This window comes from Marinimicrobium sp. UBA4509 (assembly GCF_002388575.1).
GTDB lineage: Bacteria > Pseudomonadota > Gammaproteobacteria > Pseudomonadales > Cellvibrionaceae > Marinimicrobium > Marinimicrobium koreense.
Window position 1 is genome coordinate 5,592 of the sequence record NZ_DGMV01000050.1, and the last position, 14,201, is coordinate 19,792.

A 14,201-nucleotide genomic window follows, 5' to 3' on the forward strand; every position below is an offset into this window, starting at 1 on the left:
TGAGCGGCCAGTCTCCGTAAACCCACTCCGTCGGCAGCATCCAGATGGCGGGCCACAGGCCTTGCCCCTGAGGCGTCTTGGCGTTGATTTCGATTCGCCCGTATTTCCAGTCCGCCTTGTTCTTCGTGCGCAGGCGGGCCGAGGTGTAGTCACGGGTAACCGAGGTGTCATCAGGATCGTACGCCGGGTCATCATCGAAAACGGCTGGGCCGCTATGGGTTTCCTGCCGGGCAACGATGTGCAGATGGCCGTCCGCCACATAACTGTTTTCTTCGCGCGCCGTGTAACACTGCAGCTCATTGTTACCACCGCCGGCGCAGTTCACTTCGTGAGACCAGTTGTCGGTATTGATCGAGTCACCGTCAAACTCGTCGCTCCAGACCAGCGTCCAGTCTTCGCTGACACCGCTGGCGGTGCTGCTGGAACTGTCACTGCTGACTGAAGAGGAGGAAGAACTGGAGGAACTGACGCTGCTGCTTGAGTTATCCGGAGTGTCATCGGAGTCACTGCCACAGCCGGCGATCGCCAATAGCGCCATACCCAGGCCGATGACTGGATAATTTACTGTTTTCATAAACACCTCATTATTATCATTGATGTTCCGCTTGGCCCGGGAGCCGATCGCCCCGGGCTAAACGTTCAGTGCGCCATGCACTGGGTTTATGGGCAGAGTCCCTCGCCCTCGTACTGCATTTCCAGACGAACGTTGTAGAGCTTGACCTGCAACTCTCCGGCCGTGCTCATATAGAAAGGTGACAACACCATCGACGGATCCACGCCGGCCTCAACCAGGCAGCTCAGATCAATCGACAGGGTCTGCCAGCTGTTCTCTTCGGCACTGGCCAACCACTCGGTGATATCCACGTTGGCGACGCAGTCCTGGCCACAGCGCATGCCCAGAGCCACTGCTGAAGTGGGCGCCTTGACCACATTGACGTCCAGACGCAGATGGGCTTCTCCGGCATAGGCACTCAGATCCACCCGCCCGGAAGAGCGCAGGGCGACTTCCGCAGGGCCCGCACCGGTCCAGCGAACGGCCCGGCTGTCTTCCTGGACCAGGCGGTCGACCGACTGGATTTCAATACCGGGCAGCTTCGCGCCACTACCGGTGACCACACGGGCCCGTTCAGTGACATCGCTGAGCACCCACTGCCAAGGCTCCATCGGACGGTTTTCAAACAGCGGCAACACAGTCTGCGCTTCGGATTCGGTCAGGCCACTGTCTTCCGAGAGCGGCTCCAGATTGCCTTCATCGGCGTAAGTCAGACCATAGCCATAGGGGAACTGGGCCGTTTGACCGTCGCCCTGATTCAGCGGCGTCTGGTCGGCACGGGCCGGCCAGGAAAACGACAGCTTGCCGCTAAAGTCGTGACGCGGCTGACCCTCTGCATCGGCGACCAGCACATCGGCCACGCCGACACCTTCAGAGCCGGGCAACCAGGCCACCACAAAGGCATCCGAGGCATTGATTTCCGGGTTGACCCAGAGCGGACGACCGGTCAGGAATACCGAGACCACCGGAATGCCCTCATCGCGCAGGCGCTTGAGCAAGGCCAGGTCAGCCTTGGGTTCATAGTCCACATCGGCGCGGTCGCCCTGCATTTCCGCATAGGGGTCTTCACCGAACACAACGACGGCCACGTCCGGCTTCTCGTCGAAGTTTCCGTCCACATCGAGTTCGACGGATCCGCCGGCAGCGGTCACCGCCTCGGCAATCCCATCGTAAATTGAGCTGGCTCCGGGGAAGTCGTCATTTTCATTGCCCGTGCCCTGCCAGGTCAGCGTCCAACCGCCGGCCTGCTTACCGATGTTGTCCGCGCCATCGCCGGCCACCAGAATGCGCTGGGTCGGATTCAGCGGCAGCAGACCGTTCTGATTTTTGAGCAATACCAGACTTTCACGCACGGCCTGACGGGCGACCGCCCGGTGTTCATCGGCACCGATCAGGTCTTCACGTCCGGCGTAGTGCCGCTCTGAAGGTTTGGCTTTTTCGAACATACCGGCGCGGAACTTGACCCGCAGGATCCGGCGTACCGCATCATTCAGACGCTCTTCGGAAATCTCGCCGGACTTAACCTGGGCAACGGTATTGGCGTGCAGGGCCCGCCACTGATCCGGAACCATAAATATATCCAGACCGGCGTTCACCGCTTCAGGACAGGAATCCTGCCGGCAACCATCGACAAACTCGTGGCCATTCCAGTCACCCACGATCAGACCGTCAAAACCCATTCGCTGCTTGAGCACTTCATTCATCAGGTAACCGTGGCCGTGCAGTTTTTTGCCCTGCCAGCTGCTGAACGAGGCCATGACGGTCTGGACACCCGCATCCAGGGCACCGAAGTAACCCGTGCCGTGCACATCGCGCAATTCCAGTTCTGAGAAGGGTGCATCACCGCGGTCGATCCCGCCCTCGGTGCCGCCGTCGGCAATATAGTGTTTGGCCGTGGCCAGCACCCGGCCCTGACCGAAGAATTCGTCGGTGTTTGCCCGCCCCTGAAGACCTTCCACCATGGCTTTGCCGTAGTCGTAAAGGATTTCCGGATCTTCGGCGTAGGCCTCATAGGTGCGGCCCCAGCGATCGTCCCGGGCCACGGCCAGGGTCGGCGCGAAGTTCCAGTCCAGCCCCGTGATGGCAACTTCCCGGGCGGTAACCGTGCCAATTTCGCGGATCAGGTCCGGATTGCGGGTGGCCCCGAGACCGATGTTATGGGGGAAGAGAGTAGCGCCCTTGACGTTGTTGTGACCGTGTACGGCATCGGTGGCCCAGACAATGGGAATGGCGGCAAAACCATCGCTATCGTCCATGGACGCCTCATAGAAACCGTCCGCCAGTCCCAGCCAGTCGTCGGCCGTGGCATTCTTGTCACCGCCGGGGAAGGAACCGCCGCCGTTGAGAATCGAGCCCAAGTGGTAGCGCTTGACGTCTTCCGGCGTCACATTGCGCAGTTCCGGCTGGATCATCTGGCCCACTTTCTCTTCGACGGACATGCGAGCCAACAGCGCATCAATCTCCGGCTCGTACGCCATCGGATCGGCCAGGGGCGTCGGATGCTCCGGCCATAGGTCGGCGCCAGTGGCGCTTTCGGATGGGTTGTCGTTGGTGGGGCCGTTACACCCCACCAGAACGGCCAGGGCCAAGGGGGCCCAAAGGGTCAGGGACTTCTTCATTGTCGGTCTCGCTGTTATTCGTATGGGGAAAAAAGGCTCCGGGGTCGCCCGCGCGGAGCCAAGCTTTTTCAAGGAGAGTCAGAGCGACGCATAACAACCACTTACCAATAAGCAATTCTCAGTGCACAACGTCGATCGATAACACGGACGAGTCCCACGCTCGCCCGTATTGCCATTCTTGACCGGTAATGGACAGGGGTCGTCCCACTTTGATGAGAGTGTGAAAGGTGGTGTTTGCCACTTTTGGGCCGCCGGGAGGCGGCAAAGGTGGGACACGGGTTCCCACCGGTGGCTGGGGCTGAAAGCTCCGGAGGATGCGGGCTTCAGTGGTCTCGCAGGTGGCGCATGATATTTACGAAGCTATCGACCCAGTAGCGCTCGGGATGGGCCGCCAGGTGCTCCAATAAAGCGTTGTGCGCCTCCCGGGAGACCGACAGGTAGTCGCCACCGACGCCGTGGAAAGTAAAGTTGGCCATGGTACCCCGGCGGGCCGCTTCCTCGACCACCGCGATCAGCTCTTCGCCGGACACCTCGGTTGGCACGGCCACCGTAATGCCAAAGCGGTCCAGGGATTCCAGCGAGGGAGTAACTCCTCCGGAACCGATGGATTTGGCCCCGAGAAAGAGCGGCTTCACCGGTGTCAGGTAATCCCGATCTCCGACCCGGACATCGCCGCAGGGGGGCGTATAGGTGCGCTCCGTCTCACCATCAATCAGAAACAGAAAGTCATTGGCCAAGGTGATCTGCTCGGCAAACGCCTCGACCGGGATCTGGCTCAGATCCTGATGCGGCGCCACCCAATCCCGCCCCGGACGCTGCTTGTCGCATTGATGGAACAGTGAATGGTTGCCCAACTCATGCCCCTGACCGGCCGCCGCGCGCCACTCGTCCAGACGCTCCAATAACAGCGGGGCCGCCGCCGGCACATAAAAACTGCCCCGGAACCCATGCCGGTCCAATTCGGGAATCACATAGTCCAACTGGGAGGCGAGCGCATCATCATAGGCAAGATTGACCGCGGCTTTGGCATTGCCGGGCCAGGAAATCGGTTCGGCCGAAGAAGACACCGGCCACCACAGCAGCAGAGCACACAGCAGCCCGACGGTTTTAAGACGCAAATATCGCATAAACATTACCCGGAGAGTTTAGAGGCAGGCGTTATAGTACTGCGGACCTTATCCCGACGCCATAGGCCCCGGTCACGCCTTTGAACGCCCTACCACCAGAAGTTGATCAGAATATTGAGTGGGCCAAACGCGTCCACATTGTGCCACCAGTGCTTGGGCAGGAACAGGGCATCGCCCGGCTCCAGATCTGCGACCTGGGCGGTGGATAGCGCTTGGGCGAAGCGCGGGTAACGGTTCAGGTCCGGCGCCCGCAGGTCCACCAGGCTGATCGGTCGGCCTCCCGGGGTGTGGGGCGCATCGGCGATATACAGATTGTCCTCCTGATCCGGCGGAAACAGGGTAAAGCGCCGACGTCCGGCCGCCACACAGGCGATATTGTCGGCGGCATCGTTGTGAGTGGCCACCCGGGTCGAGTTCCCCATCCACAGGTTGGGCTTCACTTCCGCACTCACCCCCGGAAGCGTACAGACCTTTTCCAACCCCGGAAAATAGTCGGGAATGGGTGTGGAGCCGACATAAAAGGCCGCCGGTCGGGGCGCCCGCGACTGCGAGGCCAGAATCTCCAACGCATCCGGCAGAAAACCTTTCATCCGGGTGAAGTTGAATCCACTCAGATCATCCGTATAGAACAGCCGCCCGCCCTCTTTGGGACCGGCGATCATGGCCTCCAGAGGCTTTCCGGCATCAAAAGGCAGCAGGTAGCGAGCCACCGCCTCCGGCGATTGCCGCGCCGCCGCCACCAGGGGCCAGTGCTGGGCGTAGCCTTTGAGCAGTACCGGGTACTGGGGCGGGGCCTGCTGAAAGTCGACGGCCAAAGCTCGCTCCCGATCCCACCAGGCCACTTGCTGGGCCCGGGGCTCGGTCGGTTGCGTCGGTGAGTTCAGGGTAACGGAAACAGTCATGAAGCATCAAAATCCAGAAACAGGTTAGCCGTCAGTCGACCCCGGGCCGGGTCGGCACTGAGGTCCCGGTCGGGCTCGATCAGCCCGGAGTGCAACAGGTTCCCGGGATAAATCAATAATCGATCCGGCCGGTAATCCACCTGGTGAATCAACTCAAAATGGGCATCGCTGCCCCGACAATAACGTGCCGGAGGCGTCCCGTGCTCGCGCATGTGCCGCTCGGCTTCCTGCACAAAATGTGCGAAGCGCTCATCGGTAATACGCTCGTAGCCGGTCGGGCGATGGCGAAAGAATCCGGTGCCGCCAAAAGGGCCCGGATTGAGGTAGTGCATGATCGCAAAATAGAACCCGCGACGGGTGTCGTAATGGGGCACACGCTGCAGCACGGCGAGATCGGATTCCGCCCGGGTGACCAGGGAGAACAACTGATGAACGCAATGGCCCCGGTGTGACGCCGGCACCGCGTACACTTCCCGGATCAGCGGCTCCACCCGAGACAGTACCCGGCGGGTGTAATCCGCCGGGAGGTTGGCACGTATCCCCGGATAAGCGGCCTGCCCTTCGCCGGAAAAGGCCGCCCATTCACTGGCGACCCGTTTGAGAGGCTCCAGGTCGCCCAGCACATAGTCCAGCACGATCACCGGGGTCTGCTCGTCACCGATGCGCACCACGGAAGCATCCACCTCTCGACTTATCCGCTCCAGCGCTGTTGCACCCGACATGATCACCTCTCAGCCGTTGGCCGCCTGGGCCATGGGCATCTTGCAGTAATAGTCGATAAACGCCTGATGGGAAGGCAACTTGGCCACCAGCTGTTCGGTCGATTGCCGCAGCTTTTTCAGGAAGTCCGCAAGCTCTTTCTCGGTCATCACACCCGCCATGGGATGGTAGGCCTTGGGCGTGATGCCCTGGCCCATCATCACCTGTATCCACGACTCTTCGCCAAACAGTTCATTTTCAATTTTGAACACCCGGGCCGAATCGCTGAACAGATCAATTCGCTGGCGCAACGGCGCCGGTATTTCCATGTTTTTGCAGTAGCGCCAGAAGGGTGTGTCGTCTCGTTCGGTGACTTTGTAGTGCAGAATGATGAAATCCCGGATACGTTCGACTTCGAGCTTGGTCTGCTGATTGAACTCATCGATGTCCGACTGGACCATCTGGCCGCTGGCCGGAAACAGTTGCACGAAGCGAACCAGGCTGCGCTGAATCAGGTGGATGCTGGTCGACTCCAGGGGCTCCAGAAAGCCGCTGGCCAAACCCAGCGCCAGGCAGTTTTTCACCCAGTGCTTGCGCCGGGTGCCGGTGCGGAACTGAATCGGTTTCGGGTCGGTAATCGGCTCGCCCTCAAGGTTGCCGAGCAGGGTTTCCCGGGCCTGCTCATCACTCATGTAGCGGCTGGAATACACCAGGCCGTTACCGACCCGATTCTGCAGCGGAATGCGCCACTGCCAACCGGCATCATGGGCGATGGAACGGGTGTAGGGAATCGGCTCGCCCACGGATTCGGTCTGTACCGCCAGGGCGCGGTCGCAGGGCAACCAGTGCGACCAGTCTTCGAAGCCGGCGTTCAGGGACTGCTCGATCAGCAGTCCGCGGAAGCCGGTGCAATCGATAAAGAAGTCGCCATCCACCTGTTTGCCCGACGCCAATGTCAGGGACTGGATTTCGCCATTGTCCGGGTTGAGGTTCACTTTCTCGATCTTGCCTTCCACCCGCTCGACACCCAGTTTTTCACTGCGCCGACGCAGGAACGCTGCGTAGCGACCGGCATCCATATGGTAGGCGTAGTTCATCCGGCCATTGGGCAGAACCGCGAACTTGTTTTTGTGAGACGCCAGCAATTCGGCACAGTAGTCACCGTAAGGATAATCAATGCCTTTGGCCTTTCCCGCCAGCCAGAAATGCAGAAAGCTGCAGGCCCAGCAGTCTTTGCCCGCATAGCCGAACGAGTGAATGTATTTGTGATCTTTCTCTCGCCAGTTTTCAAACGAAATGCCCAGCTTGAAGGTACCGTTCACTTCCGCGAGAAATTCCCGCTCGTCGATATCGAGCATTTTGTGAAAGGTCATCAGTGGCGGGATGGTGGCTTCACCGACGCCAACGGTCGGGATATCGTCGGACTCCACCAGTTTGATATCGAGATTTTTTCCAAGCGTCTGCGACAGCAGCCCGGCCGCCATCCAGCCGGCAGTTCCTCCACCAGCAATCACTATGCGTTTGATACTGTCAGTCATGGTCACCTCGGCTCACTCTGAGCAAGTCGTGCCTAAACGGTATGAAGCCCGTGTCGGCGAATATGGTTTATCAGGGAGCGGTTGTCCGGAAGCCCTTGCAGCAGCTTCCGGGTTTGCACCCCGTTTTCATGGAAAGCGGTCTGAGCGGCGGCTCCCGATGACCGGACCCGGCGCTCCAGCGCCTCCGGGGCGGTATACTCCGGGCGCATGCCATAAAGGATGTACTGGTAGCTGGCCGACGGAAACAGCTCGTCCCGGTACAGGCTGTCGCAGGTCCAGGGGCTGCGCGAGCGCCACAGCAACAGCTGCTCGGCCAGCTCATCGGGCACACTCTCTTCGGCCCGGTGCGCTCGCCAATAATCGGAATCCTCACGGGTGCTCAGAACATAATGCAGCTTGAGAAATCCGATGATGTTGTCCCAGTGGCGGCAGAAGCGTCGATTGAACCGACGGGCCACCACCGACATTTCCTCCCGGTTTTCCGGCATCTGCTGGACCAGGAACTGGGCCGAGCGCTCCACCAATACCAACGCGGTGGCCTCCAACGGCTCGATGAACCCGGCCGACAGACCAATGGCCACACAGTTGTTCTGCCAGAACCGTTCGCGGTGCCCGGGATCAAACTGAATCAGACGTGGGGACAACTCATCCAGTGTCGCACCGGAGTCCGTCCCGCGTACATAGGCCTCCAGCCGCTCATACACCCTATCCTTATCGATATGCGCGGATGAAAACACGGCGCCGACACCGCGCCGGGTCGGCAGCGCAATATCCCAGATCCAGCCATCGGGATGGGCCGTACTGAGGGTTTGCGATGCGACGGGGCTCAGCTCGCTTGAGTAAGGTACCTGCACCGCCAGTGCGGAATCGTTGAACAGTACCGGGCGCTGACTGACCCAGGGAACCTGATAGTGTTGTCCGAGAAGACGGGACGCCATACCGGTGCAGTCAATAAACAGGTCCCCAGCAAGGGTTTCGCCGGACTTCAGATGCAGGTGTTTGATATCACCATTATCCCGGGGCTGAACACCGGTCACCTCTCCCAAGTAATGCACCACGCCCAGATGTTCCACACAGTGGCGCTGCAGCAGGCGGGTAAATTTACCGGCATCCAGGTGATAGCCGTAGTTCAGGTTGAACGCGTACTCCGGGGTCGCCAGTTGCTTGGGTGCCCGTCCGTCGTCACATACCGCTGATTGCGGGCTGACCGCATAGGCGAAGGGCAGGTCCCGATGGGCGTAGCGCCAGTGCTCCGCCAGATTCAGGCGTCCGTATCCGGCAGGCAGCGTGAACGGATGATCATACCGATCGCCGTCGCCGCGGCACCAGTTCTGAAAGCGTGACCCCTGTTTGAAACTGACATCACATTCGCGGATGAACTCGGATTCCGACAGACCGATGGTCCGCAGGGTTTCAAGCATCGAGGGCCAGGTGCCTTCACCGACACCGATGGTCGCAATATCCGGCGACTCCAACAACGTGATCCGTCGATTGGGTCGGGAGTCAAGACGAGCGTCGGCGGCCAGCAGGCCCGCAGTCAGCCAGCCGGCGGTGCCGCCGCCAACGATGACGACGTGTTCGGTCGGACTATTGTGCACGCTCATGGTGGTTCCGTGATTTGCGCTCAATCAGAGCGCGCATTTTGCCCATGGACGCAATGGTCATATAGATGGGCTCCAGGTAGCCGCGCTCGTGCAGGCTCGCGACCTGCTCCGCGCTCAACGCTTTGAGTCGCTCTTCCTGAATGGTATAGAAACCCATCAACTGGCCGGTGGTGCCGTCTTCCAGAGTGATATCCATGGTTACCGGCTCCAACAGCTGCAGCTCGGTCAGAGTATCAATGAAGGCGATGTCGTGCTGGTGCCAGACATGAATGGCTTCCAGCATACCGGACACCCGGTCCAGATAATCGGTATTGGCCCCGTGCTCTTCGAACAGACGGGTGCCGGTTTCAGTGTTGACCTTGGGGTGCTCAACATCGATGTGCATCATGCGGCGCGGCTCGTCGCCGTCATCGCCGGGGTAGGTGCCGATGGAGAAAGGCACCCGCTGCATCATCAAGGGGATGTAACCGGCATCCCAGCGGTCATCCTGAAGAAAAAGGTTCTCTTCCTGCTCAAGGCCAAACAGAGCCACGGCAAAGAAGCGCCCGCTGTTCGGGTCTTTTTGAAACAGTATGGGATAGTGAGCCTGTACCGCGCGAAATTCCGGGGAAAAGGTCTGCCCCCACATCACCGCATCGCCGTTCTCGGGCCGGAAGCGCATGTCCACCCGCAAATCACGGTGTTGTTCACTGTTCAGTAATACGGTTTTCACCTAAAGGCTCCTCGTTTTTTGTGCTTATCGTAATAAAGGCTCAGAAATCAACAGATCAGAGACAAAAAAGCCGCCCGATAACGGCGGCTTTCCTTGCATCGTCAGGGTGACAGCCCCAACCGGCGCTGTCACCCCAGACATCGGCTCAGGCTTAGAAGCTGTAGCGAGCGCCGATGTTGTAGCGAGCGTAGCCCTGGTAGAAACCCAGAACCTGCTCATCAGCACGGCCGAAGTTGCGACCGCTCTCTTCGGTGAGGTTCAAGCCCTCGAAGAAGACGGACAGATTATCGGTCACGTCGTAGCTTACGTTCAGGTCCACCTGACTGTACTCATCCACATAGATCGGGTTGTTGCCCGTTCCGGAAGCGGTTGAGGCCAGGAAAGAATCCCGCCAGTTGTAGGCAATCCGCGCCTGCCAGCCGTCTTTTTCATAGAAGGCAATCAGGTTGGCGGTATCACTGACACCGGTAATCGCAAACTGCGGGTCACGCAGCACCATGTTGTCAAACTCGGTGCTTTCATCTACCAGAGTGTAGTTGGCAATCACACCAAATCCAGTATCCCAGAAGTTATGCTGAACCGCCAATTCCCAACCGTCAATGTCGACAGTCTGGTCAGAGTTGGCCGTTTCAGTCACGTCAAACGGAGAGTTGGGATCCTCACCGGGAATACCGACAATGATGATATTGCCGCTTCCGTCCATATAGGCGGTTTCGGGATCAGGGAAGTTATCGAAGATGTACTGGCGAATAGCGCCCACATCGTTCGGCGCGATACCACTATCGATGGCCGCTTGGGCGCGTTCACCCAGTGCCGGATGTGGGGTGTTGGCCAGAGGCGCTTCTTCACGCACCACACGTGAACCCAGGAAGTTTTCCACTTCTTTCTGGAAGTAACCCACGGACACATAGCTCGCTTCCCCGTAATACCATTCCGCCGACAGATCGAAGTTGTCAGACTTGAACGGCTCCAGACCGGGGTTGCCGCGGCTGGCGGTACCGCCATTGACCCGTACACCCTGGCTGTAGCTGGTTCCACCACGCAGGTCCAGCCAGTTGGGACGAGCGATGCTCTGGCCGTAAGAAGCACGCAGGATCACATCCTGAACCACTTCCAGGCTCAGATCCAGCGAGGGGAGCAGGAAGTCATAGTCACCGCTATCAATCACGGAGTCAGCGTCGCCGACAGTCGGCATGGTGAACTCGTTCGCGGCTACCCACTCGATCGGACCGTAGCTTTGGGCCGTCGCTGGAGTGCTGACTTCGGTCGACTCATAGCGAACGCCGGCATTGACGCCCAAGGGCATTTCGGCCACAAAGGTATCCCAGTTGAACTGGACGTAGGCGCTATCCGAGTCTTCATAAATCTCATTGAACTGATCCGGAGCGGCAGCGCAGTAGAACGAACCACCTTCGGCACAGTCGGCCGGACCGGAGCCGTCATCGTAATTGGCGGCAGCGAAATCACGAACATCCTGGAAGTTGAATGCAAAACGCTCATTCAGCGGCATGGTATTGGAACCGCCCAGGAACGCCATCTCTTCCGAAGTGGTGTCCGCATACTCTTTGTCGAAGCGATCGAGGATTGTCTCACGGGTGAAGAAGTCGGCAGGCATATCACCGGCCTCACCCAAACCACCCCAAGTGTCACGCTGGACGTTGGAGAAGGCTGAGCGATAGTCGCTTTCAGTGCGGGCAATACCGAACTGCAGACGCATGGCGTCGTTGAATTCCCACTCACCGTCGAGCTGAACCTGGTCGATTTCGTGCTTCATCTGGCTGTTACGGAAGAAGCTACCGGACACCTGCAGGTCTTCTGTGCGCAGGGAGCTTCCGCCGGCACCGTCGACGATATCCAGGATCAGGACCGGCATATCACCTTTGACATTCAAGGTGGTCTGGTCACGCACATAAGCGGAAACCGCGATACCGACGCTGTTGCCGTATGGGTTGTTAGGCCGGGCTTCTGCCTCAGAGCTATGCACATCCAGAGACAGAGTCAGCGGATCGATGGGATTCCACTCGACATTGAAGCCGACGGAGTTGTTCTCGTAGAGTGAGGACTGCTCACCGACACCAAACGGCAGGTCACCGTTGGTCATGTCTTCGGAGTACAGCAGCGGAGTCTGAACCGAAGGCGACTCATTGTCAGTGAAGATGGTGCTTTGACCGCCAAAGTTGAACCAGCCACCTACGTCGTTGTACTCAGAGTCGATCTCGTTCTGACTATAGGTATAGTCCAGCGTGGTGGTCAGATCTTCGTTGGGCGCAAACTGCAGGGTCAACTGACCGTTGGTCCGCTTGCGCTCAAACTCGGTAAAGGCGTAGCCCATCTGTTGCGGTGTGGAGTACACATCTTCCGCTGCCGGCTGGTTCTGGTGATTACCGTTGGCGAAGTCGACGCCACCCCATTCGTTGGTGACACCGGGGGCACCGCTCCAATCCTGCACTACTGTGCCCGGGAATGAGCGCCAGCCAGTACCGATTTGAGCGGCAGCGGACCCGCCTTGGCGCTCCTGGTAGCTGGCAGTGACTGCCACACCGAACTTACCGTCGGCATAGGTATCGGTGAAAATGCCGGAGATTTCCGGGGTCAGCTCACTATCCACCGATGATTCATCCATAACGCCCTTAACGCCGATTGAGGCGCGAGAGTCCAGCTCCAGCGGACGCGGGGTCAGGATATTGATGGTAGCACCCATACCACCCGGGGGAACGTCGGCGCGGGCGGTCTTGTACACTTCAACGCCGGTCACACCTTCCGAAGCCAGATTGGCAAAGTCAAAAGAGCGGGAGCCGGAGGCGACAGTGGCTTCCAGAGTCGCGCCGGGCATCTGACGACCGTTCAGAGTCACCAGGTTGAAGTCCGGCCCCAGACCACGAACGGTCACTTTGGCCCCTTCACCGTCGCGACGGTCGATCGAGACACCGGTGATCCGCTGAAGCGATTCAGCAAGGTTGGTATCCGGGAACTTACCGATGTCTTCGGCGGAGATCGCATCCACGATACCGCGGGAGTCCCGCTTGATATCCATGGCACGAGTCAAACTGGCCCGAATACCGGTAACCACGATTTCTTCCAGCATTGCCTCGTCACCGTCTTGGGCGTGGGCACCGCTGGCCAGGCCGACCATCGCGGAAGACGCGACGACGGAGGCGATAAGCTTGCGCTTGAAACTGCTGTTGTTGGTCATATGCGAATCCTCAAACCGTTATAATTTTAATCTTGCCGATGCGGTCGATGAGTGACGACCGCTCATTTGACACTATCCTCGCATCCCGCAACTTTCGTCGTCCCACTTTGCCGAAACACCCCAAGGTGGCCTGTCTCACTTTACGTTTCGTAAAGCGAGACACCCTTTCAGCCCCCGTGTGACGGCACTTTCCGGATACCGAACGCCCCCGGGGCGACCTTCAGCCGAACCCCGTCCGAGAAGCTTACGATCCGCTCTGTATCCCCAAAGTTGTAGGCCAGATAGGTCGTCTGTACGCCCGATTCAAAAACCACGGCGGCCGGATAGTCGGCCGTGACCTGGCCGGACCCCGAACGCAAATGACCCAACTCCGTCCAGGCGTGTAACCACTGATAGGTATGGGCCCGGGTCTCGCCTCCCTCCGGCGCATACTCAAAACCGGTCTCGGTCATATCCGCCAGTGCCGCCTCGGCGTCGGTCATCGCCCAGATGTTCCACCAGATATCCCGCCAGTGCCCATCCCTCAGACCGGAAGGCTTGCCATTGCCGGACTCACTCAGCCCCAGAGCCACATAGTCAGCCAGGTAATCCGGGTACTGCCCGAGGTGAAGCACCAATGGGCTGAGCGGCAGCCCCTGAATGCCCAGAATGTGGGCATGAGCCTCGCTGAACCAGGTGGTAAACACATGCCCGGCCCCCCAGACAATGGAGGTAGTGAGTTTGTCGTAGGCATCGGGGAAGTTCCGGTAGATCGCCGGGCGCTCGCGATAGCCGTCAATGTCATTCCAGTACTCCCAGAAGGCGGCGGCCGTGGAGGCGTGCAGGTAAACGCCCCGCTCCACCAGCTCTGGCTGTTCGGTCACCAGCCCGTACAACACCACGGCGCCGTAGGCCGTGGCCGCCTCGGAGGTCGACTCATTGTTATTTCCGAGCAGATAGTTGGCGGCCCCCGATGCCCAGGAGAAGCCGAGAGCGGGATCGAAATACCGCAGGTAGGGGAACTGAGGGTCGTCACGACCCGCCGCAAAGTCCCGGATCAGCAACTCGACCATGGGGCCCCAGCGGTCTTTGGCGCACCAGCCCGGGTCGACCCGACATATCTCCGCGGCGGCACGGACAAAGTAGCCATAATGAAAGTGGTGATCGTTCAGAGCCTGGTGGGTACCGAACGACTCGTGCACCCCCAGCACCGTGTTCCAGCGGTCGTCATAGACAAAATACCGGGCCTGCTCGGCGGGGGCGGCGGTAAACCAGT

General features: G+C 59.5%; 10 protein-coding genes. All 10 read right to left on the reverse strand.

Going from position 1 to position 14,201, the window contains the following annotated elements:
* On the reverse strand, nucleotides 1–574 hold a 574-nt coding region (locus B3520_RS08025), incomplete at its 3' end, for a glycoside hydrolase family 16 protein (RefSeq protein ID WP_286875834.1).
* Between the two features lie 86 nt (nucleotides 575–660).
* The gene (locus B3520_RS08030) at nucleotides 661–3,171 is read right to left on the reverse strand and encodes a glycoside hydrolase family 3 N-terminal domain-containing protein (protein WP_286807615.1); all 2,511 of its coding nucleotides are present in this window, start codon (nucleotides 3,169–3,171) and stop codon (nucleotides 661–663) included.
* 323 nt (nucleotides 3,172–3,494) lie between these two features.
* Nucleotides 3,495–4,298 (reverse strand): polysaccharide deacetylase family protein, encoded by an 804-nt coding sequence (locus B3520_RS08035; RefSeq protein ID WP_123638471.1) that lies wholly within the window; start codon nucleotides 4,296–4,298, stop codon nucleotides 3,495–3,497.
* A gap of 89 nt (nucleotides 4,299–4,387) precedes the next feature.
* A complete protein-coding gene (locus tag B3520_RS08040) occupies nucleotides 4,388–5,200 on the reverse strand; it encodes a cupin-like domain-containing protein (RefSeq protein ID WP_286807616.1) in 813 nt (270 codons plus the stop codon).
* Nucleotides 5,197–5,922: a DUF6445 family protein gene (locus tag B3520_RS08045; protein ID WP_286807617.1), complete on the reverse strand. Its 726-nt coding sequence runs from the start codon at nucleotides 5,920–5,922 to the stop codon at nucleotides 5,197–5,199. The genes B3520_RS08040 and B3520_RS08045 overlap by 4 nt, the downstream gene beginning before the upstream one ends.
* Before the next feature lie 9 nt (nucleotides 5,923–5,931).
* The gene (locus B3520_RS08050; RefSeq protein WP_286807618.1) at nucleotides 5,932–7,437 is read right to left on the reverse strand and encodes a tryptophan halogenase family protein; all 1,506 of its coding nucleotides are present in this window, start codon (nucleotides 7,435–7,437) and stop codon (nucleotides 5,932–5,934) included.
* A gap of 32 nt (nucleotides 7,438–7,469) precedes the next feature.
* A complete protein-coding gene (locus tag B3520_RS08055) occupies nucleotides 7,470–9,041 on the reverse strand; it encodes a tryptophan halogenase family protein (protein ID WP_286807619.1) in 1,572 nt (523 codons plus the stop codon).
* On the reverse strand, nucleotides 9,025–9,753 hold the full coding sequence (locus tag B3520_RS08060) for a SapC family protein (RefSeq protein WP_211331070.1): 729 nt from the start codon (nucleotides 9,751–9,753) through the stop codon (nucleotides 9,025–9,027). The genes B3520_RS08055 and B3520_RS08060 overlap by 17 nt, the downstream gene beginning before the upstream one ends.
* A gap of 151 nt (nucleotides 9,754–9,904) precedes the next feature.
* Nucleotides 9,905–12,946 (reverse strand): TonB-dependent receptor, encoded by a 3,042-nt coding sequence (locus tag B3520_RS08065; protein ID WP_123638476.1) that lies wholly within the window; start codon nucleotides 12,944–12,946, stop codon nucleotides 9,905–9,907.
* A 167-nt stretch (nucleotides 12,947–13,113) separates the two neighbouring features.
* The coding region (locus B3520_RS08070; protein WP_286875835.1) for a glycosyl hydrolase at nucleotides 13,114–14,201 on the reverse strand (1,088 nt) is incomplete at its 5' end.

Bases quoted from the DNA above. Each gene is read 5' to 3' on its own strand.
- B3520_RS08055 (WP_286807619.1), bottom strand. From the start codon at position 9,041: ATGAGCGTGCACAATAGTCCGACCGAACACGTCGTCATCGTTGGCGGC.
- B3520_RS08065 (WP_123638476.1), bottom strand. From the start codon at position 12,946: ATGACCAACAACAGCAGTTTCAAGCGCAAGCTTATCGCCTCCGTCGTC.
- B3520_RS08050 (WP_286807618.1), bottom strand. From the start codon at position 7,437: ATGACTGACAGTATCAAACGCATAGTGATTGCTGGTGGAGGAACTGCC.
- B3520_RS08045 (WP_286807617.1), bottom strand. From the start codon at position 5,922: ATGTCGGGTGCAACAGCGCTGGAGCGGATAAGTCGAGAGGTGGATGCT.
- B3520_RS08040 (WP_286807616.1), bottom strand. From the start codon at position 5,200: ATGACTGTTTCCGTTACCCTGAACTCACCGACGCAACCGACCGAGCCC.
- B3520_RS08035 (WP_123638471.1), bottom strand. From the start codon at position 4,298: ATGCGATATTTGCGTCTTAAAACCGTCGGGCTGCTGTGTGCTCTGCTG.
- B3520_RS08030 (WP_286807615.1), bottom strand. From the start codon at position 3,171: ATGAAGAAGTCCCTGACCCTTTGGGCCCCCTTGGCCCTGGCCGTTCTG.